This is a genomic window from Rhizobium freirei PRF 81, assembly GCF_000359745.1.
Classification (GTDB): Bacteria; Pseudomonadota; Alphaproteobacteria; order Rhizobiales; family Rhizobiaceae; genus Rhizobium; species Rhizobium freirei.
Genome location: NZ_AQHN01000002.1, coordinates 16,648 through 42,360, shown reverse-complemented (window position 1 = coordinate 42,360; position 25,713 = coordinate 16,648). Strand labels below are relative to the sequence as shown.

Sequence of the window (25,713 nt, the reverse complement as noted above, 5' to 3'; positions counted from 1 at the left end):
TTCGTTGCGGCCGCCCCCTCGCAGTCAAAATAACACCCGGACAGCGCGGCGATGCGCCTGTCGCCATGAGCCTGCTCGAACCCCTGCCGCTCAGTCGTCTCTGCGCCGCCGATACCGCCTATGACAGCAATGCCCTGCGGCTCTTCCTCATCCGGCGAGGAATCCGTCCGGTCATTCCCAACAATCCGACCCGTAAACGAATCCAGGCCTTCGATCCCTCCGCCTCACTCCCGCAGGATGCACGAACTACTTCAGGGCTGCCGGATATGACCCGGATTGAACAGGATCTGTTCTAGATTTTTGCCTGGGCCTAGTTTTCAGATGAAAGACGCGACACCACCCTTAGGCGGGTGCAGCGACGCTCTCACGCTGAATGAGCCGGCTGCGAATAACATTTCGCATCTCCGGCTTTTGCTCCGGCCGATCAATGGCTGCCATCAGAATGGCGACCGCCATCTGCCCCATCTCTTCCATCGGCTGCTCAATCGTTGAAAGCGGCGGCGAGCAAAATGCGCAGACAGGCGAACCGTCAAAGGAAACAATCGAAAGGCCGCCCGGAATCGACAGACCCATACGCTGCACTCGACTCATGAAGGAAATTGCCATGTCGTCGCTGGTGGCGATGGCTGCGGTAGGTTTATCCGCAAGCGCAGCAAAGTCTCTCGCCGCCTGCACGCCGATGTCAAAGCCATGCTGATAATCCAGATTACCGCCTGAACGAACGACAGCGGATTCTGGCAATCCTGCTTCCTGTAACGCCGCAACGACACCGCTAAAACGCTCGATATCATGGTAGTTGTTCTCCGGGCCGGCAAGATAGAGAAAGCGACGATGACCGATTCGGATAAGGTCGGCAGTTGCATCCCGCACAGCTTCGCGATCGTTGGTGACGACGCTCGCCACACCGGCGTCACTCATGTCCAGCAGCATGGAGACGATCGGCAAGCCGGCATTGGCAAGAGACCGACCGTCGACTTCCGGTAGCTTCGAGGAGAGAATGATAGCGCCGCGAACGGTGCCGCCGAAGGCAAGATCGAGAACATGGCGCTCGGATTCCGCGTCGCGGCCGAGATTGGCGATCATCAGGTTGTAACCATTCTGCAGCAAGGCCTTGTTGATGCTCTGCAGGACTTGGGGAATGACCTGGGAGACACCGTAATAGAGCGAGCCTGGAAGGATGATCATGATCGTATTGGACTTGCCGACCCTGAGGCCCCGCGCCATGGCATTGGGCGTGTAGCCCAATTGCTTGGCGGCCGCGTCGATCTTGGCACGCGTCTTCTCATTGACACGCCCGGGATTGGCAAGCGCGCGGCTGACGGTGGAGATCGCCACCCCTGCCAGTCTCGCGACATCCGCCATCAGCGGACCGGAATAGTCCTCCGCGACTACGTTCTTGTTATCTTTCACTTTTTTGTTTCCTTCCCGATGCCTGTCATATTGGATGCTACGGCAATCCCTCCCGCATAGCAAACGTTTGCCAAAAATCGCTTGCATATGAAAATGACTTGTCTACTATCAAGCAATGGCAAACGTTTGCCAACAAGATAACGTATTGAAATCACTATGGATCAGCCGTCTGGGGTAAACTCCGCAGATGATGATCCCTACCCTTGAGAACGGACAGCATTATGAGCTCGACCGACCGGCTTCGCTTTGGCGTAGATCTTGTCACCTTCTTTCATCCCGGCTTCTGGGGCGTTGAGGATTACGATGGCATAATCGCGCTTTCCAGCAGCGAACCTCGTGCCTTCTGGGACAAGATCCTCGATGCCGTTAAGGCATCCGGCGTCACTGGTGTCGAGCTGACCTTTTCGCCCTTCAACTGGCAGGATGCGACGAAAACCTATGGATCGGTCGAGGCCTTTGCGAGCGAGCTTTCCAAACGCGGTCTGACATTGGCAAGCGGCTTCTTTGCCGAGCTCGAGGCCGCGGGCGATTTTACCGAAGCGTTGGCACAGGCAGCCATCATCGACAAGGCGGAAAAATATGCCGCATTTCTCAAGGCCTGCGGCAGCGATATCATGGTCATCGGCGCACCGCTGCGCCAGACCCCCGGCGCTCAGCCCGTTCGATTCTTCGATTTCGAGCAGGCCCGCAAGATTGCCGACTTCCTCAACCGCCTCGGCGCAATCCTCTACACGAAGGGTGTGCGTCTGGCGGTTCACACAGAGGCGCATTCGATCTTTGCCGCTTCACGCGATGTCGATCTTCTGATGCTGTTGACGGATCCTGCCTATGTCCACATGTGCCCGGACACCGCCCACATTATTGTTGCCGGTTCCGATCCGCTTGATGTCGTCGACCGCCATCACGAGCGGGTCATCATCGCCCATTGGAAAGACGCGCTTGGACCGATGCCGGCCGATACCCCGATCGATGAGCATATTCATGATCGCCATCGCCCCTATTTCTGCGGCTTCGGGCTTGGCCGCGTCGACTGGCCTGGCTGGATCAGGCTGCTGCGCGACTGCGCCTATGAAGGCTGGGCCATTCTCGAACTGGACGCCGCACCCGATCCCGTCGGCGATATCGCCAACGGCCTGACGCTGGTACGGCAGGCATTGCGGCCGATCTATCGCTGATTTCATGACCTGAAGACCAATGGCCCCGCAAAGAGGGCTTTCTTGAAGAGGTGGAACAATGAAGAATACAATGAAATTGCTCGTGGTTGGGGCAGCCCTTGCGGCAGCCTCGGTTCCCGCCCATGCCGAGGACAAGGCAAAGGCGGAAGTCATGACATCCTGGACATCAGGCGGCGAAGCCGCTGCCCTCGATGTCATCAAGCAGGAATTCGAAAAGCGCGGCGGGGTCTGGAAGGACTCTTCCATTGCCGGCTTCGGTGCGGCCGACGCCGCGTTCCAGAACCGGTTGGTCGCCGGCGATCCGCCGGCAGCCAAACAGGCGGTGATCGGCCTTGCCAATGCCGATTTCGTCAGTCAGGGCCTGCTGAACCCGATCGACGATATCGCAAAGGCCGGCAAGTGGGCGGAGGTTCTGCCGAAATCGATCCATGATCTCATTGCCTTCAATGGCCAGACCTATCTCTCCCCCACCGGTGCCCACGGCGAAAGCTGGGTGTTCTATTCCAAAGATGCCTTCGCCAAGATTGGCCTTAGCGAGGAGCCGAAGAGCTGGGACGAATTCTTCGTCGCACTCGACAAGCTGAAGGCCGCCGGTATTCAACCGGTCGCCTGGGGTGGCCAATCCTGGCAGGAATCCAAGGTCTTCAACATGATCCTGCTGACGCAGGTCGGCATAGACGGCTTCCTCAAGATCTATGTCGACAAGGACAAAGGCGACGCTTCCGTCGAAGGCGTGAAGAAGACACTCGATATTCTCGGCAAGCTGCGCGCCTATGTCGACGAGGGGGCGCCGGGGCGCAACTGGAACGATGCCACGGCCATTGTCATCACCGGCAAGGCTGGCGTGCAGTTCATGGGTGACTGGGCCAAGGGCGAATTCGTCGCGGCCGGCAAACAGCTTGGCAAGGACTATGGTTGCATGCTTGCTCCGCAATCCCCCGGCATGGTGTATGTCGCCGACTCCTTCTCCTTCCCGAAGATCGCCGATGCGGCATCGCAAAAGGGGCAGGTGCTGCTAGCCGAAGTCGCCATGGATCCGATCGTGCAGGTCGCCTTCTCGCTTAAGAAGGGTTCGGTGCCGATGCGTACCGACGTCGACAAATCGAAGCTCGATACGTGCGCGCAGAAAGGCCTCGAGCTGATGGGCGCCGGCAAGATCGTTCCGGATCAGGCGCTGATTCTCTCGCCGCAGCAGGCAGGCGCGCTCAACGACTTCGTCGACGAATTCTGGAGCAACCCCTCAGAGGACAGCGCCGCGGGTGCCAGGAAGTTCTTCGCGATCTTCGAATAGAGCCTGTATTTCGAGCCGGTCGAAGATGTGATCGTCGATCGGCTCCCTCCATTCCTTTGAGAGAGTTTGCACATGCAAGCCAAGCGCAGACGTTCCCTGGCTGCGACCTTTGCACTCTTGCCGACATGGATCGCCGCGATCTTCGTCTATATCGGCACCATGGCCTGGTCCGTCCGCCTGTCCTTCACGGATTCGACGATCATCCCGTCATCCAACTATGTCGGCTTCGCTCAATATGCCAAGCTGTTTAAAAACTCGCGCTGGCTTGCATCGCTGGAGAATGTGCTGATCTTCGGTGCTCTCTATGTCGGAGGGTGCCTCGCTCTCGGCTTCGTGCTGGCGGCAGCCCTTGACCGCAAGGTCCGCTTCGAGAGCGTGTTCCGCACCATCTTCCTCTATCCCTACGCCATGTCTTTCGTGGTCACCGGGCTGATCTGGCAATGGATGCTCAATCCGACATTCGGCATTCAGGCGACCGTGCGGGCGCTCGGCTGGCAAGGCTTCGTCTTCGACTGGATCGTCAATCGCGACATGGCGATCTATACGGTGGTCTTCGCCGGTGTCTGGCAAGGCGCCGGGCTCGTCATGGTCATTGCGCTCTCCGGCATGCGCGGGATTAGCGAGGAGCAATGGAAGGCTGCTCAGATCGACGGCATACCGGTCTGGCGCATCTACTTTTCGATCATCCTGCCCCAATTGGGGCCGGCGCTTGCTGCATCGGGCATGCTTCTCTCCATGGGCGTCATCAAGACCTATGATCTGATCGTGGCGCAGACCGGTGGCGGTCCGGGCTATTCGACCGAAGTGCCGGCAAAATTCATCATGGACAATCTGTTCGAACGCCAGAATCTCGGGCTTGCAAGCGCCGGTGCAACCGTATTGGTGCTATCCGTCGTCATGGCCGTCGCTCCGTTCCGCTATGCGCTCGCCATGCGCGCCAGAAGAAGGGGGGCGTATTGATGACGGTCCACGCCCATCCCCGTGGCCCTAAGCCATCCAAACTTAGCGTCGGCCAGGCTGGGCTCTACACCTTCCTGATCTTGTCGGCGCTGTTCTTTCTGCTGCCTCTCTACACCATGCTCGTCACCTCGTTGAAATCGATGGATGAGATCCGCCAGGGCCACATCTTCGCGCTGCCCGATACGCTTGATTTCAATGCCTGGAAAACCGCCTGGTCGGGAGCCTGCATGGGCACGCAGTGCCTCGGCGTGCGGGTCGGTTTCTGGAACTCGATCAAGATCACCGTGCCCGCCGTCGTCATTTCCGTTTCCATCGGGGCAATCAACGGTTATGCGCTATCGCTCTGGCGGCCGAAAGGCTCGAACCTTCTGTTCGGGCTGCTGATGGCCGGCGGCCTGATCCCCTACCAGATCTTCCTTTATCCTTTGGTGCGGCTGCTGGCCAATCTGAGCCTCTACAATTCGGTCGCCGGCGTCGTTCTTGTGCATGTGATCTTCGGCCTGCCGCTGGTCACGCTCTTGTTCCGCAACTATTTCGTCGCCATTCCCGAAGAGCTCTGCAAGGCAGCCCGTGTCGACGGGGCCGGCTTCTGGCGAATTTTCCTCGAGATCATGCTGCCGATGTCGATACCGATGGTGATGGTCGCCTCCATCTTCCAGTTCACCGGCATCTGGAACGACTTCCTGATCGGCCTGGTTTTCGCCGGCCACGACAATCTGCCGATGACGGTCCAGCTCAACAACATCGTCAACACCACCATGGGCGAACGCGCCTACAACGTGAACATGGCCGCCACCATCCTGACCGCCGTCGTTCCGCTCGCCATCTATTTCTTCTCCGGCCGCTGGTTCCTGCGTGGTGTCGCAGCCGGTGCCGTCAAAGGGTAATGCCATGCAGCCTGCCGTATCGGTAAAAGACCTCAAGATCGCCTATGGTGACCATACCGTCATCGAGAAGCTCTCCATCGACATCGCCCCGCGCGAGTTTCTTGTGCTGCTCGGTCCATCCGGCTGCGGGAAATCGACGCTTTTGAATGCGATCGCCGGATTGCAGGATATCCGCGATGGCGAAATGTGGATCTCCGGAAAGAACGTCACCTGGGAAGAGCCGAAGGATCGCGGCATCGGTATGGTTTTCCAGTCCTACGCGCTTTATCCGCGCATGACGGTGCGCAGGAACCTCTCCTTCGGCCTGCGCGTCGCCGGATTGCCCAAGGCCGAAATCGAGGCCCGCATCGCCCGTACCGCATCCCTCCTGCACCTGGAAACGCTGCTCGACCGCCGTCCCTCGGAATTGTCGGGTGGCCAGCGTCAGCGCGTTGCGATCGGCCGCGCCCTCGTCCGTGAGGTGGACGTCTTCCTGTTCGACGAACCGCTTTCCAATCTCGACGCCAAGCTTCGCAACGAGCTGCGCGTTGAGATCAAGAAGCTGCATCAGAGCCTCGGCAACACAATGATCTATGTGACGCACGATCAGGTCGAGGCGCTGACGCTGGCCGACAGGATCGCCATCATGAGGGACGGCGTCATCCAGCAGCTTGCGAGCCCGTCCGAGATCTATCACCGCCCGGCCAATCTCTTCGTCGCCGGCTTCATCGGCGCACCGGCGATGAACTTCATCAAGGGAGAGATTTCGATCAAGGCTGCTGCCTCGGTCTTCGAAAGCAATGGCCTGACTGTCCATCTGAGCGACTATCCGTTTCAGACACCCGTCAAGCCAGGTCCCGTAACGCTCGGGATCCGGCCAGAACATATCGTTCCGGATGGAGGAACGAGATCCCTGCCAACCATCGCCGGTATCGTCTCGGTGATCGAGCCGATGGGCGCCGACACCATTGTCTGGTTCGATTGGGCCGGGCAAAGCCTGTCCTATCGCATTATGGCCGACACCGTGCTCCAGCCTAGCGCGGCTATCGCACCCGGTCTCGATATCGCCAAGGCCTCCCTCTTCGACGCCGACGGCGTTCGTCTCTGAAATATACGGAAAAATCTATGTCTCAGACTACTTATGATGCGCTGGTCATCGGTTCGGGCGCGGCCGGCTCCTTTGCCGCCAAGGAATTGACCGCCCAGGGGCTCTCGGTGCTTTTGTTGGAAGCCGGCCCCGCCGTAACCCGGAAGGATTTCGATCCGGCTCGCAAGAAGCAGCCGGCGAGCAGCATCAACCTTTGGGAGCGCGCACGCGCCACGGTAAAGGGCCAGCCGATTCAGGCGCGCGCAGCCTTCTTTACCGAGCGCTTCAGCCATTTCTTTGTCAACGACCGAAAGAACCCCTACACAACGCCGAAGGATGCGCCTTTCCTTTGGATTCGCGGGCGCCAGGGCGGCGGTCGCCTGCATAGCTTCGGCCGCGTCTTGCTGCGCTGGACGGATGATGACTTCAAGATCCAGTCGCGAACCGGCAAGGGCGTGGACTGGCCGGTTGGCTATGACGAGCTTGCGCCCTTTTATGACGAGGTTGAAGCCTGCCTCGGGCTCTACGGCAATCCTGACGGCGTCGAGATGCTGCCAGATGGAATTTATGCACATCCGGCAAAGCTGACGCCGGCCGAACAAATCTTCAAGAGCGAAGTGGAGGGTCGCTGGCCGCAGCGGCATGTCGTGTCCTGGCGTTATATCGCCCCGGATACCGAGCGCACGCCCAAGCCCTTGAGAGAGGCGCTCGCGACCGGACGCCTGACCATCCGCCACGATGCCATCGTTCGCCGCATCGCAACGGATGAGCAAGGGATCCGGGCCACGGGTGCAGAATTCATCGATCGCGTCACCGGCAAGGTAGAGACTGTCCGCGCCGCCTTCGTGGTGCTGTCGGCCTCGCCGATCGAAAGCGTGCGGCTGCTTCTCAATTCGGCATCCGCCCGGCATCCCGAGGGGCTGGGCAACAGTTCGGGCGCACTCGGACGCTATTTCATGGACCAGCTCCCGTGTCTTGCCTTCGGTTCCTTCTCCAAGGCGAAGGGGTGGGCGGTTGACGATTCCGCCCCGACCGATCCCTTCTATAACCCTTCCGGCGGCGTCTTCGTGCCGCGTTTTGGAGCCGGTGATGCCGGTCGCGGCGATTTCGACTACCAAGGCAGCATTGGCCGGGCACCCACGCCCGATAACGAACCCGCCCGGCTGGCATTCTTCGGCTTCGGTCGCATGCTGCCCTATGCGGACAACCGCATCACCCTCAACGCAAGGCGCAAGGATGCCTGGGGAATTCCCGTTCCGCATATCCGATGCGTCATGGGCGAGGAAGAGCGCGCGCTTCTCCGCCAGCAGGAGGAGGCGCTTGTCGAGATGGTGCGCTGTGTCGGCGGTGATCTGGAGTTCATCGGGTCTCCCGCTGGTCTTAGGGAAATGGGTCGCGGCGCCTTTCCCGATGCCGATCCATTCAGCCGGCTCATGTTCCGCAAATGGTTCCGCAAAACCATGTGCATGGGAGCGGCGATCCACGAAACGGGTGGCGCAAGGATGGGGGATGACCCGCGGAACTCCGTGCTCAATCGCTACAATCAGCTCTGGGGCGTACCAAACGTCGTTGTCACGGATGCCAGTGCGTTCCCCGGCAGCGGTATCGCCGGCACGACCCTTACCGTCATGGCGTTGACAGTTCGTGCATGCCGGAGGCTTGTCCACCAGCACTGAACAAGGTCGCCTGCAAAAACTATTTGGCAGTCCGAGTACATTTATGACTGCTCTTGAACCTATTCGAACCTCGTACAACAAGCAAAAAGGGGCTTCTGGAATCTTTCGCTGACGGTTTTCAAGGGATCAAAGCGACTGCGTTGCTTTGTCGGAACCACGATACCGCAGCGCCTCAACAAGCAGCGCAAACGCCGGCGAGGACTGACGGCGGGTCGGATAGTAGAGGTGATAACCCTCCCAGTACGGACACCAGTCCTCGAGCACGCGGCGAAGACGGCCAGCCTCGAGGTGCGGCGCGGCCATGGTTTCCGGGATGAAGGCCAGCCCAAAGCCGTCGAGCGCGGCATTGAGCACCTGGAAAATTCCGTTGAACACAACCTGGCCGTCGACACGGACGCGCAGCTCCTGACCATCCTTCTCGAATTCCCAGGCATAGGTGTTGCCGTAGGTCGGCAGGCGCAGGTTGATGCAGCGATGGCCGGTCAGCTCCTGGGGCGTCGTCGGCGCTGGATTGCACTCAAAATACGTCGGCGAGCCGACAACAGCGAAGCGGGAATCGGGTGTCAACGGCACGGCAATCATGTCTTTCGCTACGACGCCGCCGAGCCGCACGCCGGCATCATATCCCGAGGCCGCGATGTCGGTCATGCCATAGTCGATGGTGATCTCCACCTTGATGTCTGGATATTTCTGCAGGAAGGGCGCCAGCTTCGGCCAGAGGATATAATCCACGGTGAAATCGATCGCCGAGATACGGAAGGAGCCTGCCGGCTTCTCCCGCAGCTCGCGCATCGTTGCCAGCTCGGCCCGGATTTCTTCCAGGCGCGGCCCTGCGACCTGCAGCAGCCGTTGCCCCGCTTCGGTCGGCGAGACACTGCGCGTGGTGCGGATCAATAGGCGGACGCCAAGGCGATCTTCCAGGGCGCGTATGGTCTGGCTCAGCGTCGGCTGCGCCATCCCCAGCTTGGCCGCAGCCCGCGTGAAACTGCGCTCGCGAGCGACAGTTAGGAATTCGGTCAGCCCGTCGAGTTCGGCCATTTATTGTCCCTGCCTATAAGTTCATTTGGATTATAGCATCTAATCAAATGACCGAGCAGGGGTTAAATTCCTCTCACAAGATCACGCTCAGCCCGAAACACTCGGGCACCAACAGAAAGCAAAGACCATGCATATTACCCGCAACGGCTCCCAGCCTTCCGGCAAGGGACCTTCCGACTGGTTCACCGGCACCGTCCGCATTGATCCCCTGTTCCAAGCCAATGATGCCCGTCGCGGCGCCGCCGGCCTCGTGACATTTGAACCGGGTGCCCGCACCGCCTGGCACACCCACCCGCTCGGCCAGACGCTGATCGTCACTGCCGGCCTCGGCCTAGTGCAGCGCGAAGGCGGCCCCATTGAGGAAATCCGCCCGGGCGATGTGGTGTGGTTCGAGCCCGGTGAAAAGCATTGGCACGGCGCCGCGCCCAAGAATGCAATGAGCCACATCGCCATCCAGGAAAACCTCGACGGCAAGGTCGTCGATTGGATGGAACAGGTCACAGACCAGCAATACGGCGCCTAAGCGCCATTCGAATTCGGAGAACGATCATGATCAAAGATAAAGTGGTAATCATCACCGGCGCGTCGTCCGGTATCGGCGAAGCTACTACCAAGCTGCTGGCCCGTAAGGGCGCCAAGGTCGTGCTCGGCGCACGGCGCGAAGACAACCTCAAGGCCCTCGCCGAGGTGATCGGCCGCGACGGCGGCCAGGCTGTCTACCAGGTGCTGGACGTGACCAACCCGGCCGAAAACAAAGCCATCGTAAAGTTGGCCAAGGAGACCTTTGGCCGCGTCGATGCGATCTTCCTGAATGCGGGCCTGATGCCGAGTTCCCCGGTGTCGGCGCTGAAGACCGACGAATGGGAGCAGATGGTGGACGTCAACATCAAGGGCGTGTTGCACGGGGTCGCCGCCGTCATGCCGGAGTTTAGTGCCCAGAAATCCGGGCACATCCTCGCAACTTCGTCGGTCGCCGGCCTGAAGGCCTATCCGAATGGGGCCGTCTACGGCGGCACGAAGTGGTTCGTGCGCAACTTCATGGAAGTGCTACGCATGGAATCGGCCATGGAAGGCACCAATATCCGTACCGCGACGATCTACCCGGCCGCGATCAATACCGAGCTGCTGGACACCATCACTGACAAGGGCGCGTCCGATGCAATGCGCGGGCTTTATGCCAAGTTCGGGATTTCACCGGACCGCATCGCCGACATCGTCGCCTTTGCGCTCGATCTTCCCGAGGACACGACCGTGAACGAGTTCACCGTCGGCCCGGCCAGCCAGCCTTGGTAAAGAGGGCAGAGCCATGCCTCACGTTATCGTCAAAATGTACGCTGGCCGGTCCGAGGCGGAGAAATCCGCTTTGGCCGAGGAAATCACCCGCGCCGTCACTAAGACCCTTGGCTACGGGCCCAATTCCGTGTCGGTCGGCATCGAGGATGTTGCGCCGAGGGATTGGGCCGAGAGCGTGTTCAAGCCGGACATCACCGGTAAGGCGAGTACGATCTACAAGCAGCCCGGATATAAGCTTTCGGATTTGTGACCCATGACCGCCGCCGTGTCCACTCTCGCTGTGTCCAAGCCATCGGTCATTGCAGCACTCACGCCAATCATGGCCGTGGTCCTGGTCGCGTTTCTTGTCATCGGCCTCGGCCTGCCCGTGCTGCCGCTGCATGTTCACCAGACGCTCGGATTCGGCACCATCCTCGTCGGCTGTGTGACGGGCAGCCAATTCGCGGCGTCCCTTTTCTCGCGTTTCTGGTCGGGCCATACGAGTGACTTCCACGGCCCGAAAGTCGCCGTGATCGTCGGCCTGGCGGGCTCGTCGGTGGCAGGCGTTATTTATCTCCTGTCCCTCTACGCCGTCCCGAATCCGACCATCTCGGTAATCATGCTTTTGGTTGGGCGCGGCGTGCTCGGCGCCGCCGAGAGCTTCATCATCACCGGGGCAACCGTGTGGGGCCTAGCCCGCGTCGGGGCGACCAATGCCGGCAAGGTCATTGCTTGGATGGGCACGGCAATGTTCGCGGCGTTCGCCGGCGGCGCGCCAATCGGCGTGGCGATCTACGGCCGATACGGATTCGCGGGAACCGCGGCCGCCACCGCCCTCGCCCCGCTGGTCACGCTGGCGCTTGTCGCCCTGCTTCAGGGTGTGACGCCCGAACGCAGGGAACACCACGGCATGCTGTCCGTCGTGGGCAAGATCTGGATGCCGGGTCTGGGCGCCGCGTTCAGCAGCATCGGCTTCGGTGTCATTCTTTCCTTTGCCACGCTCCTGTTCACCACCCACGGCTGGACGCCTATATGGCTGGCCTTCACCTCCTATGCCGGTGCGCTGATCGTTGCCCGCCTTGTGTTCGGCCACCTGCCCGACAAGATTGGCGGTGCCAGGGTCGCCCTTGCCTGCGCCCTGATCGAGGTTGTTGGCCTTGCATGCATGGGGCTGGCCTCCTCGGTCGTTTTGGCCGCGATCGGCGCCGCCCTGACCGGCCTCGGCTATGCGCTCGTCTTCCCGGCCCTCGGCGCCGACGCCGTCCGTCGAGCGCCGCCGCAGAGTCGAGGTATGGCGATGGGTGCCTATACCGCCTGCCTTGACCTCGCGCTGGGAGCGTCGGGTCCATTGCTTGGGCTGGTCGCCAACCATACCGGCTTCAGCGATGCGTTCCTGGTCAGTTCATTCTGTGTGCTTTGCGTGATCCCGATCGCGCTTCGATTGAAGTAGCAGGCGCTGCCCTTCGGCTATTTTACTCGACTAGGGCGAAGCAGAATTACGTGCAGCTGAAAGGACTCGAACCCATGCTCCGCCCGAGCGCTGGCCGACGGAGCGATCGACGCGCTCGCCAAGCGCGAAGCGTTGATCCGCGACCTTCGCATCGAAATCGATCGCGACTAATGTTTAAAACTAGAACTCCGAACTTCTCGATGTAATCAGAAATTGCCGGGAGACTGCGCGATCAGTTGGCGAGCATTGCGCTAACAAGTTGCGCCGTGCGCGGCGCCAAGGTCAACCCGATGTGCCCATGTCCGAAGGCGAGAATGACGTCCCTGCCGCCTTTCGAAGGCCTGATGACCGGCACGGAATTGGGCATTGAAGGCCGAAACCCAAGCCAGCAACGACTTGGTGCCCCAAGTTCGGGGAAGAATCTGCGCGCATTCCTCACAAGGGCTTGCGTAAGCCGCGGATTCCCGGGAGCCGTCAATCCGCCGAGCTCCACCAGGCCGGCAACACGCAGCCGCCCCTGCATCGGGCAAAAATAAAAGCCATGGGCGGTCGGGCAGACCGGCCGCTCGATCGGCAATCCCGGCATGTCATATTCAATATGATAGCCACGTTCGGTATCAAGCTGCACGGGATCGCCGAGCGATGCAGCCAGTTTGCGCGAGTGGGCACCGGCAGCAATGACGACCGTGCGGGCGCGCAGCTCATAAGCCGAAGCTGTGATACGCAGGCCGCTTCGCTCGCGCAGGATGTCGGTCGCCGATGCCGGAACGAATTCCACGCCTGCCCGCTTCACGGCTGAAGTCAGGAGGCGCATCACCTCGCCCGGATCGCTGAGATTGATGGCATTCGGGAAGAAAACCCCGCCTTCGAATCCTGTGAAGCGAGGCTCGAGGCCGGTCACCTCGCCGGCCGAGAGAAGTTCTTGCGAAACGCCATAGCTGCGACGCAGCTCTATGTCCGCGCCAGCCGCTTTGAACGCCTTTCGCGTCTCATAGAGATAGAGACAACCCTTTGCGGACAGAAAGTTCGACGCGTTTATCTCCGAGGCGAACTCCATCCAGGCGGAGGCGGCATCTGAAACAAGCTCGGCGATCCGGCCGGCATTTTCGCGATAGCGATGTGGGAGAGACTCGTAAGCAAACCGGGCAAGCCAAGGAAACAGGGTCGGCAACGCCGATGTTCGGACGGCCAAAGGACTATCCGGACTAAGGATAAGCGACAGGAAATTTCGAAGCACCGATGGGGTTCCGACTGGGATGATAGCGTAGTCCGCCACAGTCCCCGCATTGCCATAGGAAGCACCTGAACCGGGCTCGTTCGGTTCAATGACGATAACCTCGCGCCCATCGGCGCGAAGCCGGAGGGCGATCGCAAGACCAATGACGCCGCCGCCCACGACGGTGATATCTGTCGAAATCCGTTTCATTTCATCCATATTTTTCAGAGAAAAGCAGTCACCGGCGCAGTCGGAAACACCGGGCCGGCACGGTTGGAATCGTCGCGCTCAACCTGGTTTTGCGTATCTTGCGACATAGGCAACGGTTCGAGGCTCCCTGGGATTGTCGAGCACGTCCGCAGCCGGACCCTGCTCGATAATCCGACCGCCGTCGATGAAGACGACCCAATCCGATACCTCCCGGGCAAATGGGAGTTCATGCGTGACGATGATCATCGTCATCCCATCCCTTGCAAGTTCGCGCATCACACGCAGCACTTCGCCGGTCGATTCCGGATCGAGCGCAGAGGTCGGCTCGTCAAACAGGAGCACGGTCGGCGAGAGCGCGAGAGCGCGCGCAATCGCAACGCGCTGCTGCTCGCCGCCTGACATTTGCTCGGGATAAGCCAGTGCCCGGTGTACAAGGCCAACCCGGGTCAGCAACCGCACGGCACGCTCCACCGCCTCACGCTCGCCGACGGCCGCCGCGTGCATCTGCGCGAGGACAACATTTTCCACCGCAGTCAGATGCGGAAACAGATTGAAGCGCTGAAACACCATACCGACCCGCTGGCGCAGCTTTGCAAGGTCCTTGCAGATCACCGTTCCATTTAAAAAGATCACTTCACCGTTTATTTCGATGGCGCCATCTTCGGGCTGCTCAAGCAAATTCACGCAGCGCATGAGCGTCGTCTTGCCACCGCCGCTCTGCCCGATGATGCTGACAATCCGTCCGCGTGGAACATCGAGGTGTATGCCGTCGAGCACCAGCCTTCCGTCGAAGGATTTTCGAAGCCCCCTGATCTTGATCGCGGCGGTGTTGTCGGCCGTGGTCACATGGCGCTTTGCTTCGACTGCTATCTGAGCCATTCGTCTAGCCTCCCGTTTGAATCAAGGCTCTCGCCAGGCGGAGCCGCCGCCTGCGGCCAAACGACAGGGGTATGCCCGCATGTATGGTGCGCTCGAGCCAGAGAAGGCATTGCGAGACGGGATAGCAAACGGCGAAATAGATCATCGCAATCACCAGATAGACTTCAAGTGACCGAAACGTCTCCGAAGCAATCAGTTGCGCCCTGGTCATCAGCTCCGCTGCAGAGATGGTCACCAGCAGCGACGTCGATTTCAGAAGGTCGACGAACATCGTATTGGTGCCCGGCAGTGCAAGGCGGAGTGCCTGCGGCAGGATCACATGACCGAACGTGGTGGCACGGCCAAGACCCAGTGCATGCGCCGCCTCGTTCTGGCCCGAATGAATGCCCGCAATGGCAGCTCGAAAGATTTCCGAGAGATAGGCCGCATAGAACAACACCAGGCTCAGCACGCCGGCCACGAAAACGCTGAATCTGATCCCGACCGATGGCAAGCCGAAGTAGGTGACGAAGATGATGGCAAGCAAGGGCACATTCTTGAAGACTTCGGTGTAGATGGTGGCCGGCAGCCGCAGGATGCGCAACCGATTGCGGCGCATCAAGGCAAGCACCAGCCCCAAGATCGCTGCCCCAACGAAACTGGACGCCGTATAGGCAAGGGTCCGCAAAAGACCCCCGCCGAGATTGCCCGCATAGTCGCTCCAGGGAACTTGAAACAATTGAGCAAGAGATTGCCAAAAGCTCATGTCCGTTCCCCCCACTCAATCGGTGACGGATGGTGGTGACCAGGTCTGCGGACGGTCGACGCCGCGGCGCTGTGCCGCCATATCCGGCGACGGGACCAGGAACTGCTTGGGATCGCCGCCCCATTTCGTCACGAGCGTGGCGAGCGAGCCGTCCTTATACATCGCATCGATCTGGTCCGAGATCGCTTGGGTCAGTTTCGGAGCCTGTTTGGGCAGATAGAAGCCAGTCATATAGGGCTGAAAATATTTATAATCCGGATGAGCGGCAACTTGCTCCGCAGTCGGTGGATTGAGATAGGCAACCCGGAACTTCATATCTGGTCGTTGTTGTTGCTGATAGATAATCAGCAGCGGATCGAGAAATCCGACATCGATCCTTCCCGAGGAAAGATCCGAGAAAACGCTGTCGGCCGCCGGGTAGGTGCGCGCATCGGCCTTCGGGACTTCGGCGATCGACTTGGCCCAGACATATCCGGTCACCGTGCCGAGTGCCTTACCCTCCAGGCTCTTTACGTCGGGATAGGAAGCATCGCCATGCACGGCCATGGCCGGCGGCGAATAGTAGGGCGGGTCGGTGAACAGGCCAACCTTCTGACGCGCATCGGACCATGCGATGCCGCCGATGGTGATGTCGGCACGTTGGGACTGTACCGCGGCGAGCATGCCGGGGAAATCGGTCACCGTTGTCTCGATCTTGAGGCCAAGCTTCTTGGCGACGGCGTCGAGAATGTCGCTGTCGAGCCCGACCAGCTTTTCATCCTTCAATGCCGTGTAGGGCATATAGGGCTCTATCGCGACCTGCAATACGCCCGGCTTCAGCGTTTCCAGATCCGCGGCATTTACAACCGTTGATATGGAAATCATTCCAAGACTAAAGCCAAGGATTGCCGTCGCCCCGCGTTTGAAGCGGGAAATCAGGAAAATGTCGTTGTTATTCATGGTCACCCTCCTTATATTTTTGTAATATATTACAGCGTATATTATCGAAGCTTGTTGTCAAGTGATTCAATGGGAAGCGTTCCGGATCACTCTCAGGATGGAGACGAGGTGGATGGACACTTGGATGTCGGAGGAGATGCTCGACGACCCGGAAGCGTCGCTGACTTTGGCCGAACGCACCTATTTGCAGCTGCGCGAAGACATCATCACGGTGCAGCTGGCACCAGGTACCATCCTGAAGGAAAACGACGTGATGCGACGGCTCGACGTTGGCCGTACACCTGTCCGCGAAGCCTTCCTGCGGCTGCAACGCGACGGTTTTGTCGATGTCAATGCACGCCGCGGCACCTTCGTCAGCAGGATCGACATCAGCGATCTAACGGCGATCTACGAGGCAAGAGCACGGATCGAATCCTGGGCAACCCGGCTGGCGGCGGAGCGGCGGCGCGAGCCGGAGCGCCGCGAAGCCGGCGAACTGATTGAAGCGCTAAAGGCGCTTTCTCTCCCATCGGAACTGGATGCGCTACTTGCGCTCGACCGGCGTATTCATCGGTTCATCTATCGGTGCGCCAAGAACCGGTATCTGTTCGATACGCTCGACCACTACCACAATCTTTCGCTCCGGATTCTCCATGTCGCGATGCGCCGGTTTCCGGAACTGGCGCCGGAACTCGATAAGGTCGTGCAGGAGCAGATCCTTATGCTGGAGGCCGTCTGCCGCGGAGATGCCGATACTGCTGAGCAGATCGCCTTGCACCATGTTCTCAGTTTCGAACAGGAAGTTCGCAAGGTCATTTAACTTTAATGCTCTTGAAAAGATCAGAACCGACGACCATCAGGCGCGAGATGCAACATATCTCTGCGCACTAATTTGACTACTCTTAAGTTTTCCAATGTTTTCGAGCGAACAGCGACCCGTCCGTTTTCTGAGATGGTCTTTGCTTTTCACTCAACACGCAATCGTTTCCCCACAGTCATTAGCATCCTGTCTGCACTTCTTGCGCCGAGCAGCGACAACGAAATATTCCTGCCGGAACTGGCGAGTGGAAACGTCAGTTGCGGACAACCGCTTAGGCCTGACAGGCAGAGAAGCTTGATGCAGGCGGAACGAAACGCTGCGAAGCTTTCCGGTGCGGCATCCCGCTTTGGCGGGCTCATCGTCAATGTCGGAAGTACCACAACCACATCGTCACGGAATAATCGGTCGATCTCTCTTGAGAAGTGCTCTCGAACCCGACGCGCCTCGCGCACCTCTCCGACGTCCAAACGCGATCCTGACAGAAGACGCGCGGCGATGTCTGGTGCGATAGCCTGCGGGCTTCGCTCGAAAATGGATCTGTTGCTTTCCCAGGCTTCCTTTTGAAGAACAGTGACGAATGCAGCAGCAAGTTCCTCTAAGCTGAAGGAGCCAATGCTGCCTGCTACGCGAACAGGGATGGCCGCCGACCGAAGGAGGGCGATCGTTTCGTCTGCCGTATCGTCTTCGATGCTATCAAAGATATTCTCGACGATAAGAACAGACGACAGGCGATCGTCTGCCGTAGGTACCCCGACGGCACTCATGAGTGCGACCATCGACTCCAGGCTTCTCGTCATAAAACCCGGGACATCGAAGCTCGGCGCAAGGGGATGCAATCCTCCAATGTCGAGGCTTCCGTGTGTCGGCCGCCAGCCAACGAGACCGTTGATGGCGGCCGGCAGTCGGATGGAGCCGGACGTATCCGTTCCAAGGCCGATATCCGCAAGGCCTGCGGCAACCGCGACGGCCGAGCCCGACGACGAGCCGCCCGGAATTAGGTTAGGATCGGAAGGATTGATCGGCATACCGAAATGGATATTGCCGCCGATAAGGGAATAGGCAAGTTCGTCGGTATTGGTCTTGCCTACGAACCGGGCGCCTGCACCCAAAATCCTCTGGACCAGGGGTGCCGTCGATGTCTTGACGCCGGAGGCGGCAAGCAACACAGCATTGCCGGCCGCCGTTGGATAGCCGGCAACATCGAAAAGATCCTTGACCGCCAAGCGATGGCCAGAAAGCGGGCCCATGGCCGCATGCCCGACATATGCATCGGGATAGGGCATGAATGCATTCCACCGGTCTTGCACGTGCCTGTTCCCTAGATCTTCAGATGCTGCAGAACGCGGCCGCGGCTATCGAGACCATTGGAACTTTCGTCCTCGATCGTCCCGAGTTTGAGAATAGCCCAGCGATCCGCCACCGAAAGGGCGAAGTCCAGGTTCTGCTCGACCAGAAGGATGGTCGTGCCGCGCTTCTCACGATCGTCCCTCAATGCGTTGGCGATGTTGTGGACGACGGAAGGTTGCAGGCCCTCGGAGACTTCATCAATCAGGAGCACCTTTGGCCGCAGCATCAGTGCACGCGCCAGGATCAGCATCTTCTGTTCCCCGCCCGACAGGGTTCCGGCCTTCTGCGCCAAGCGGTCCTCCAGGAACGGGAAATAGCCGTAAACCCGGTCCAGCGCGGATGCCAGGTCCCGATCGCTTTTCAGCGCCAGGCGCAGATTGTCGCGGATGGAAAGATCCTGAAACAGCGGCAGCTCCTGGGGGACGTAGCCGATACCGGAGGCGATCAACTCCGCGGGCTTCCTGCCGGTGATCGCGGTGCCGTCTACCTCGATCTTGCCTTCGCCGACACGCAGGAAACCAAGAATCGTCTTCAGTAGCGTCGTCTTGCCCATGCCGTTCTTGCCCATCAGCGCGAATATCTCCCCCGACCGGATGGCGAGCGACACACCGTTGACGACATCGACCGCGCCATATCCGCTCGATACACCGCTGAGCTTGAGTTTGAACGCTTCATCCATGGGCGCCTCCCGCGTAGATGGTGCGGACCGTTTCGGAATTGACAACCTCATCCACCGTGCCGTCGAGGACGAGCTTGCCCTGGTGGAGAACCACGATGCGGCTCGATATATTGCGCACGAAATCCAGATCGTGCTCGACCAGGATGGCGGCAAACCCCATCTCGTCTGTCAGCTTCCTGAGAATGGCGCCGATGGTCATGCGCTCGGTCTTGGTGAGGCCCGCCGTCGGTTCGTCGAGAAGAATGACACGGGGTTCCAGGGCGACCACCATCGCCAGTTCGAGAGCCTGCCTTTGACCATGCGACAGCAGCGATACCGGCTTGTCCAGCATATCCGCCATGCCCGTCAGCGTCAGGATCTCGATTGCGGCCGCAGGCAGTGTGATCTCGGCAAGCGATCGCGTCGGGCTGGGTGTCTCATGGCTGAGACGAGCCATTTTCAGGCATTGACCGATAGTCATGCTGTCGAAGATGCTGGCGATCTGGAATTTGCGCCCGACGCCGAGAGCCACGATCCGTTCCGGCGCGCGACCGGCAATGTTTGCGCCACAGATGTCCACCTGGCCCTCGATCTGCTGAGTACCGTCGGAGAGACAGCGCATCAGTGTGGTCTTGCCGGCACCGTTCGGGCCAACGAGGCTGACGAGTTCTCCTCTTCCAATTTCAAGGTCGATGCCCTTGAGGACGGAGAGGCTGCCATAGGACTTGCCGAGACCGCGGATCGACAGAAGGCTTTTGCCTGCGACGCCGCGATCATTGAAGCCTATGCGCGCCGATAGTGACTTCAAAGTGCTGTTGGAGCTTCCCGATTGCAGGAAACGCGTCGCAAGAGATGCGAGGCCTCCCGGCAAGACGATAATCATGAGGACGAAGAGCGCGCCGACGATCAGTTGCCACAGAAAGGGCAGATCGCCGGAGAGACTGGCGCTCAGATAATCGATACCGATTGCCCCAAACAAGGGGCCGACAATCGTTCCGCGACCCCCGAGCGCCGTCCAGACGACGAGTTCGGTTCCGAAAACGAAGCCGGTATTCTCGGGCGCAACGACACCAGACGCATTGGCGTAGAGGAAGCCCGCAAGGCCGCATACGCCGGCGAGAACACCTGTCAGGGCGATCTTAAGCGCAGCCGGATTCATACCCAGATAGGCGACGCGCGCTTCGTTGTCGCGGATCGCCACGAGCAACCGGCCGGCATCGGAGCGGACAAATGCTATCGCGAGAACGGCCAGTGTGAAGAGGCACGCGCCCGACAGGCGAAAATAGCCGGGAAGCCCGAGCGGCAGAGTATCGTAACCGACAAGACCGCTCGAGGAGCCGGTCCAGATACCGCCCGAGAAGACCAGCTGCGTGATGACGATCGGCACAACGAGCGAAATCACGGTGGCATAGAGCGACGTCGACCCGTGATAGAACGACAACCAGCCAACCGCGAGACCGAGCAGGAGCGGCACGAGGATAGCGGCGGCAAACGCGAGGAGGAATAAGGCCGGGCTTGCGCCGATATGGGTGAGAACCATGGCGGTGGCATAGGCACCAACACCAAAGAATGCGGCCTGTCCGAAGGTGAGAACGCCCGTATAGCCCCAGAGCAAGTCGACGGTAATCGCCAGCATGGCGTAGATCATCGACCGCGTGAGGACGTTGAGACTGAAGCGGCCGAGAAACATCGGTCCAAAGACGATCAGCAGGATCGCTGCGAGCGCCAGCAGCAGCAAAAGGATAAGCCGAAGTTTCTGTTTATCAGGCACGGGCAAATCCTTTCGGGCGTATGCGCAGTGTGACGGCGCAGAGGACGGCCACGGTGATGCCGCCGAGGATAGGACTGAAATAGGTGCTGACCAGCACTTGAGCAGCCCCGAAGATGAGACAGGCGGCAGCAAGCGCGCCGAAAGAGGAGCCTGCTACCATCACCAGCATGAATGCGCCCGTCAGCCAGGCGACACCCATATTGGGATCGACGCTCGTCAGCGGCGCGAGCAGCACGCCGGCCAAGGCGGCAAGGCCTGCGCCGATCATGAAAGTGGCGAGCCGCACCTTTTCCGTATCGATACCAAGCGCGCGTGCCAGCGTTTCGTTCATGATGACGGCCCGGGCGGAAAGACCAAGCCGTGTCCCATCCAAAAGAAGGGTGAAGCCGAGGCCTAGAATCATCGCGGCGGCAATGGCGAAAAGGCGATAGGATGAATAGCCGACGCCTAACAGATCGAAAGTGCCGGGTAGTAGCGCCGGGGTGAACTGCACGTCGCGGCCAAACCAGAGCGTGATGAGCTGGCCGATGACGATGCCAAGACCCCAGGTCGCAAGAATGGCATCGAGTGGCCGGCGATACAGAGGCCGGACGATGAACCGTTCGGCGATACCGCCAAGAACGGCTCCGACTAGGAAGGCGAAGGGAATGGCAAGCCACGGGTTGAGGCCGAACCCGCTGACGACGACAGCGCAGTAAGCTCCGATGGTCAACCATGCGCCATGCGCGAAATTGATGATCTTCAGCACGCCGAAGATCGCAAGCAGCCCGGCGGCAACGATGAAGAGAATGGCCGCGGTGCTGACGATATCGAGAAAGAGCGTCATTTCTGGAACTCCGATGTGGCGGCGGGGCATCCTGCCCCGCCACTCTGGTTTCAGAGTTTCGGGCACTGGTTGCCGGGATCGACATCCTTGAAGCTATCGACGACCGCGACGCTGCCGTCATCCTTTACCTGGCCAAGATACATGGTCAGCGGCGCGTGATGCTGCTTGTTCATCGAGATCTTGCCGCGCGGGCCGGTGAAGGATACCTCGGGAAGAGCCTTGAGAACCTTTGCCGTATCGGTGCTGCCAGCTTTCTCGACGGCTGCCTTGTAAAGGTAGATCGCTTCATATTGCGGGACGGAAAGGTCGTTGGGCGTGCGCAGTTCCTTGCCGAACCTCTTGTCCATGGCCGAGAGAAACGCCTTGTTTTCGGGGCCGTCGATACCGGTCACGTAGGAAGCGGAGAGAAAGATGCCCTTGGCATCCGCGCCCATGCTTTTGGCGGTACCCTCGTCGACGGCGAGATTGCCGTAAGGCAGGGTGACGCCGGCCGAGCGCAATTGCTTGGTCAAGGTCACGTTCGGCGCGCCGCCGGCCGTCGAGGTGATGATGGCGTCGGCCCCGGAGGACTTGATCTTGGAGATGATCGCCGTCCAGTCGCTGCCGTCCATCGGTAGATATTCCTCGCCGACAACCTGGGCGCCGGCTTTTGCGATATAGCCCTTGGCAAAGCTCAGCATGCCGCGCCCGAAGGCATAATCCGAACCGATGAGGAAGAATTTCTTCGCGCCCTGCTTGCTGATGAAATTGTCGACGACGGGTGGGACCTGCTGTTCGGGAACCCAGGCATTGACGAAAAGATTGGTATTGCAGGATTTGCCTTCGTAGAAGGACGTGTAGATATACGGCACATCACCCTTGGAAATGATCGGCAGTCCGGCATTGCGAGCAGCACTCGTCTCCATGGAGATGACGACATTCACCTCCTTCTGGAAGACAAGGGAATCGAAGGCCTTTTGCGCGCCGGCCGCACCGGATGCGTCGTCGGCGATCTCAACCGCCAGTGGGCGCCCGAGCACGCCACCTTTGGCATTGATCTCCTCGACGGCGAGTTCCGCAGCCTGAACGACGGACGGCGCGACCACGCTGTTTGCGCCGGAAAGCCCGACCGGTACGCCGATCTTGATCGGGTCGGCGGCAAAGGCTGCAGTGGCGTATGCCGCCGATGCCAGTGTGAGGAGGATGGTTTTCATTTGCATTTTTGTTCCCTTTTTCTTGATTTGGGTTGATATCATTACCCGTAGACATCTGCGCGGCGGTCGCCGAGCAGATGATTGAAGCTGTTGAGCGTGCGAGTTTCCGTCACGCTCGACAGATCGATTTGCGCAAGGAGGATTTCCTCGCGATCCGCGCTCGCCGGACCGGACACTGGCCAACCTTGAGGGCCGACAATAATGCTGCGGCCGATGAAGGGCTGACCCCGCTCGATGCCGATCCGGTCGGCGCAGGCGATGTAGAGGCCGTTCGTGTGGGCGGCGGCCTTGTGCAGAATATTGGCCATCGGCTCGAGAGCGCTTTCCGCGCCCGCCATCGGCACCCAGTTGGTGGGCACGCAGACCAGCTCGGCGCCGGTCAGCGCCAGCTCGCGAAACGTTTCGGGAAACCAGCCGTCGTAGCAGATCGCGATACCGATGCGCCCGAAGGGCAGATCAAAGACCGGTAGCCCGAGATCGCCTTTTTTGAAGAGACGATTCTCGTTGTTCCATAAGTGAAGCTTGCGGTATTTGCCGATATATCCTTCGGGACCGCAGAGAAGAGCGCTGTTGTAAAACCGGTCACCGTCCTGCTCGGCTATGCCGCTGACGATGTAGAGGCCGAGCTCCCGGGCAAGGCGGCATAACACCTCGGCACTCGGGCCGCCGGGCACCGGTCCGGCCAATGCCGCAACCTCGTCGCCGTCCCGGAAGCTGTAACCGCTATCGGCCAGCTCAGGCAGAACAAGGATCTCCGCACCCTGGGCTTTCGCCGTCCTCGCCAACCGCTCGATGGCAGCAAGATTATGGACGCGATCACCGACGATCGGTTCGAACTGGACGGTCGCGACGGTTACCGTCCGCGTGGTTGAGGCCTTGACGCTCAATCTTGTCTCCAAACGCAAAAAACCTCTGGCACGGAATTCAATCCGTGAACCAGAGGCTACATAGCCACAATGTGAAAGCGGCAGCCCTGCCGCTGAGCAAACCTGCTCGTTGCCATTAAGCTTTCACGTAACGACGTGACCGTCAAGCGGCTCTGTCAGACATTTTCAAAAATCGTCGAGCGATAGTGCCGGGGTTTAGAGTTCACTTTTTCCGCCAATGGACAATCCGAGGCTTTTCATCGTGTCTTGCGCGGCAATGATGGATTCGGCGATTGTCGCCATGGGAACGCGCTTCGACGTTGCCTGATCGCGCAAAAGCTTATAGGCCGCCTCCTCGTCAAGGCCGTTCATGACCCGCAGCGCCGAAACGGCTTTTTCGACCAGCCGGCGGCTTTTCAATGTTTCCTCGAGTTTCTGAACCTTGCCGGCGAGCCTCTTTTCGTAGCTCTGCCGATAACGCGCCAGAGCAAACTGCGTGAGGATGCCGAGAGGCCGTAGCGGTTTGCTGATGACGCCATGGGCGTTGAGATCGATGATCGCCTGAAGCGCCGTCGGGCTCTCATAGGTCAGGATGGCGATGATCGCCGTTTGCTGGAGGTCGATGATCTGCAACGCGTGTTCGACGTGCACGTCCTCGACTTGCAGGAAGATGGTGTCGGCGTCGGGAGGCAACGCGGGCGGCAATGGCCAGGTCGCCCTGACCTCGCAACCAAGGCGTTTCAGATGCGCGATCAATGTGTTGCCGTCTTCATCGCGTGGGTGAACGACCAGAACGCGCGCACGCCGCAGATCCTGAATGATCCTGCTTGGTCCCGCCATCTCAGGCCTCCAGCCAAACGTCTTCGAAACGCGAAGCCGTCAGATATGGATCCGGCCGGACCGGGCCGGGCGCTTGCCAGGCGATGTCGAATAGCCCGTCGGCTCGCGCGATGCCGATGCGCGGATGCAGCCAGAGGTGACGGGTATCGGCGTCGAAGTTAATACGGCCTTCGGGGGCAAGAAAATCCTCCATGAGAATTTCTTCGGAAATGCGATGGGTTTCAAGCGAGCCGGCCCGAGCAAGCGCCCGGGCGAAAAGATGAACCTGCGCGTAGGCCGGCTGCGACCAGACGCTCGTAGTCACCTCCTCGCCGAACCGGTTTTTGAAGGCGCTGACGAAACGGTCATTCGCCTCATTTTCAACCGTCTGGAAATAGGTCGCCGAGAGAATGTGGCCGGTGCAAGCATCCGCTCCGATCTCGCGTATCTCCGTCTCTGCCATAGTCAGACTGGCAATCGGAACCCGCTCGCGATCTATGCCAGCCTCGGCATACATGCGATAGAAGCGCTGTGCCGGCCGGCCGATAATCGTCGAGAAAATGGCGTCCGGCTGGAGGCGAATGATGTCGGAAATGACCGACCGCAGCGTCTGCTCGTCGACATGAAGGGGAAGATACCGCTCGCTGACGACCTCGCCACCCTTTGCCTCCACCACGTCCCGCATGACCCGATTGGACTCGCGCGGATAGATATAGTCCGCGCCGACGAAGAATATCCGGCGTCCATGGTTGCGCAGCAGGTATTCGGCGAGCGTAAAGGTGTTTTGGTTGAGGGTGGCGCCGGTGTAGACCACATTCTCGGAATATTCGAAGCCTTCGTACATCGAGGGGTAAAATAACAGTCCGTTATGCCGCTCGACAATCGGCAGCACGGCTTTGCGGCTGGCTGACATCGACGCGCCGAAGATGATATTGACGTCGTCGTCGGCTAGGAGGCGCCGCGCCAGATTGCGATAGGCGGTTTGATCGCCGCCCGGATCATAGGCGATCGGAACGATGGGCTTGCCAAGCACGCCTCCGGCCGCATTGACCTCTTCGATCGCAAGTGCGGTGCCAAGAAAGTGCTCGGTTTCCGTGATTTCGCTGATTCCGCTTCTGGAAAACAGCACTCCCACCCGCCATTCGGAGCTTGTCATCTTCGCCATTTCCGACCTAGTTGGAGGTTCAAAAGCAGGGAACGCACTAGCTCCGCGCTTTCGA

At 59.8% G+C, this 25,713-nt stretch carries 26 protein-coding genes; 12 read left to right on the top strand and 14 right to left on the bottom strand.

What is annotated here, in order from left to right:
- Window positions 1-296, top strand: a 296-nt coding sequence (locus RHSP_RS00695; RefSeq protein ID WP_157385272.1) for a transposase, incomplete at its 5' end; no start/stop codon positions are given.
- Window positions 297-342: 46 nt separating this feature from the next.
- On the opposite strand, the gene RHSP_RS00690 is transcribed toward RHSP_RS00695, so the two are convergent.
- A complete protein-coding gene (locus RHSP_RS00690) occupies window positions 343-1,410 on the bottom strand; it encodes a LacI family DNA-binding transcriptional regulator (RefSeq protein WP_037148723.1) in 1,068 nt (355 codons plus the stop codon).
- Window positions 1,411-1,631: 221 nt separating this feature from the next.
- Between RHSP_RS00690 and RHSP_RS00685 the strand changes: the two genes are divergently transcribed.
- From RHSP_RS00685 to RHSP_RS00660, 6 genes are all read left to right on the top strand, one after another.
- Window positions 1,632-2,585 (top strand): sugar phosphate isomerase/epimerase family protein, encoded by a 954-nt coding sequence (locus RHSP_RS00685; protein ID WP_004107286.1) that lies wholly within the window; start codon window positions 1,632-1,634, stop codon window positions 2,583-2,585.
- A gap of 58 nt (window positions 2,586-2,643) precedes the next feature.
- A complete protein-coding gene (locus RHSP_RS00680) occupies window positions 2,644-3,876 on the top strand; it encodes an ABC transporter substrate-binding protein (protein ID WP_004107285.1) in 1,233 nt (410 codons plus the stop codon).
- Window positions 3,877-3,948: 72 nt separating this feature from the next.
- The gene (locus RHSP_RS00675; protein ID WP_004107282.1) at window positions 3,949-4,836 is read left to right on the top strand and encodes a carbohydrate ABC transporter permease; all 888 of its coding nucleotides are present in this window, start codon (window positions 3,949-3,951) and stop codon (window positions 4,834-4,836) included.
- The gene (locus tag RHSP_RS00670) at window positions 4,836-5,723 is read left to right on the top strand and encodes a carbohydrate ABC transporter permease (RefSeq protein ID WP_004107279.1); all 888 of its coding nucleotides are present in this window, start codon (window positions 4,836-4,838) and stop codon (window positions 5,721-5,723) included. The genes RHSP_RS00675 and RHSP_RS00670 overlap by 1 nt, the downstream gene beginning before the upstream one ends.
- 4 nt (window positions 5,724-5,727) lie before the next feature.
- Window positions 5,728-6,810 (top strand): ABC transporter ATP-binding protein, encoded by a 1,083-nt coding sequence (locus RHSP_RS00665; RefSeq protein ID WP_004107273.1) that lies wholly within the window; start codon window positions 5,728-5,730, stop codon window positions 6,808-6,810.
- Window positions 6,811-6,827: 17 nt separating this feature from the next.
- Window positions 6,828-8,465 carry a GMC oxidoreductase gene (locus RHSP_RS00660; RefSeq protein ID WP_037148719.1) on the top strand — a complete coding sequence of 546 codons (1,638 nt, stop codon included), beginning with the start codon at window positions 6,828-6,830 and terminating at the stop codon, window positions 8,463-8,465.
- 126 nt (window positions 8,466-8,591) lie between these two features.
- Here RHSP_RS00660 and RHSP_RS00655 read toward each other — a convergent pair whose 3' ends face one another.
- Window positions 8,592-9,503, bottom strand: a complete 912-nt coding sequence (locus tag RHSP_RS00655; RefSeq protein ID WP_004107266.1) for a LysR family transcriptional regulator — start codon at window positions 9,501-9,503, stop codon at window positions 8,592-8,594.
- 127 nt (window positions 9,504-9,630) lie between these two features.
- Here RHSP_RS00655 and RHSP_RS00650 point away from each other — a divergent pair, with 127 nt between their 5' ends.
- The 4 genes from RHSP_RS00650 to RHSP_RS00635 are packed head-to-tail and all read left to right on the top strand — an operon-like array spanning window position 9,631 to window position 12,225.
- Entirely contained in the window at window positions 9,631-10,026 is a 396-nt protein-coding gene (locus RHSP_RS00650; protein WP_004107262.1) for a (R)-mandelonitrile lyase, read from the top strand.
- A 26-nt stretch (window positions 10,027-10,052) separates the two neighbouring features.
- On the top strand, window positions 10,053-10,796 hold the full coding sequence (locus RHSP_RS00645; RefSeq protein WP_004107259.1) for an SDR family oxidoreductase: 744 nt from the start codon (window positions 10,053-10,055) through the stop codon (window positions 10,794-10,796).
- A gap of 13 nt (window positions 10,797-10,809) precedes the next feature.
- Window positions 10,810-11,046: a tautomerase family protein gene (locus RHSP_RS00640; protein WP_037148716.1), complete on the top strand. Its 237-nt coding sequence runs from the start codon at window positions 10,810-10,812 to the stop codon at window positions 11,044-11,046.
- Window positions 11,047-11,049: 3 nt separating this feature from the next.
- A complete protein-coding gene (locus tag RHSP_RS00635; protein WP_004107258.1) occupies window positions 11,050-12,225 on the top strand; it encodes an arabinose transporter in 1,176 nt (391 codons plus the stop codon).
- Between the two features lie 232 nt (window positions 12,226-12,457).
- On the opposite strand, the gene RHSP_RS00630 is transcribed toward RHSP_RS00635, so the two are convergent.
- From RHSP_RS00630 to RHSP_RS00615, 4 genes are all read right to left on the bottom strand, one after another.
- Window positions 12,458-13,651 (bottom strand): NAD(P)/FAD-dependent oxidoreductase, encoded by a 1,194-nt coding sequence (locus RHSP_RS00630; protein WP_037148741.1) that lies wholly within the window; start codon window positions 13,649-13,651, stop codon window positions 12,458-12,460.
- 78 nt (window positions 13,652-13,729) lie between these two features.
- Window positions 13,730-14,530 (bottom strand): amino acid ABC transporter ATP-binding protein, encoded by an 801-nt coding sequence (locus RHSP_RS00625; RefSeq protein WP_004107253.1) that lies wholly within the window; start codon window positions 14,528-14,530, stop codon window positions 13,730-13,732.
- 4 nt (window positions 14,531-14,534) lie between these two features.
- A complete protein-coding gene (locus RHSP_RS00620) occupies window positions 14,535-15,275 on the bottom strand; it encodes an amino acid ABC transporter permease (protein WP_004107250.1) in 741 nt (246 codons plus the stop codon).
- 15 nt (window positions 15,276-15,290) lie between these two features.
- The gene (locus tag RHSP_RS00615) at window positions 15,291-16,214 is read right to left on the bottom strand and encodes a substrate-binding periplasmic protein (protein WP_004107247.1); all 924 of its coding nucleotides are present in this window, start codon (window positions 16,212-16,214) and stop codon (window positions 15,291-15,293) included.
- A gap of 112 nt (window positions 16,215-16,326) precedes the next feature.
- On the opposite strand from RHSP_RS00615, the gene RHSP_RS00610 reads away from it, so the two are divergent.
- A complete protein-coding gene (locus tag RHSP_RS00610) occupies window positions 16,327-17,013 on the top strand; it encodes a GntR family transcriptional regulator (RefSeq protein ID WP_004107244.1) in 687 nt (228 codons plus the stop codon).
- A 146-nt stretch (window positions 17,014-17,159) separates the two neighbouring features.
- Here RHSP_RS00610 and RHSP_RS00605 read toward each other — a convergent pair whose 3' ends face one another.
- From RHSP_RS00605 to RHSP_RS00570, 8 genes are all read right to left on the bottom strand, one after another.
- Complete coding sequence (locus RHSP_RS00605) at window positions 17,160-18,320, bottom strand: amidase family protein (RefSeq protein ID WP_004107242.1); 1,161 nt, start codon at window positions 18,318-18,320, stop codon at window positions 17,160-17,162.
- Between the two features lie 11 nt (window positions 18,321-18,331).
- Complete coding sequence (locus tag RHSP_RS00600; RefSeq protein ID WP_004107239.1) at window positions 18,332-19,039, bottom strand: ABC transporter ATP-binding protein; 708 nt, start codon at window positions 19,037-19,039, stop codon at window positions 18,332-18,334.
- On the bottom strand, window positions 19,032-20,789 hold the full coding sequence (locus RHSP_RS00595; RefSeq protein WP_037148732.1) for a branched-chain amino acid ABC transporter ATP-binding protein/permease: 1,758 nt from the start codon (window positions 20,787-20,789) through the stop codon (window positions 19,032-19,034). Before RHSP_RS00595 ends, RHSP_RS00600 begins: the two co-directional genes overlap by 8 nt.
- Window positions 20,782-21,615: a branched-chain amino acid ABC transporter permease gene (locus RHSP_RS00590; protein ID WP_037148712.1), complete on the bottom strand. Its 834-nt coding sequence runs from the start codon at window positions 21,613-21,615 to the stop codon at window positions 20,782-20,784. Before RHSP_RS00590 ends, RHSP_RS00595 begins: the two co-directional genes overlap by 8 nt.
- A gap of 50 nt (window positions 21,616-21,665) precedes the next feature.
- Window positions 21,666-22,814 (bottom strand): substrate-binding protein, encoded by a 1,149-nt coding sequence (locus tag RHSP_RS00585; protein WP_004107230.1) that lies wholly within the window; start codon window positions 22,812-22,814, stop codon window positions 21,666-21,668.
- A gap of 35 nt (window positions 22,815-22,849) precedes the next feature.
- Window positions 22,850-23,695 carry a nitrilase family protein gene (locus RHSP_RS00580; protein ID WP_004107228.1) on the bottom strand — a complete coding sequence of 282 codons (846 nt, stop codon included), beginning with the start codon at window positions 23,693-23,695 and terminating at the stop codon, window positions 22,850-22,852.
- Window positions 23,696-23,890: 195 nt separating this feature from the next.
- Window positions 23,891-24,514 (bottom strand): ANTAR domain-containing response regulator, encoded by a 624-nt coding sequence (locus RHSP_RS00575; protein WP_004107225.1) that lies wholly within the window; start codon window positions 24,512-24,514, stop codon window positions 23,891-23,893.
- A 1-nt stretch (window position 24,515) separates the two neighbouring features.
- Window positions 24,516-25,649 carry a transporter substrate-binding domain-containing protein gene (locus tag RHSP_RS00570; protein ID WP_037148704.1) on the bottom strand — a complete coding sequence of 378 codons (1,134 nt, stop codon included), beginning with the start codon at window positions 25,647-25,649 and terminating at the stop codon, window positions 24,516-24,518.
- Between the last annotated feature and the right edge of the window lie 64 nt (window positions 25,650-25,713).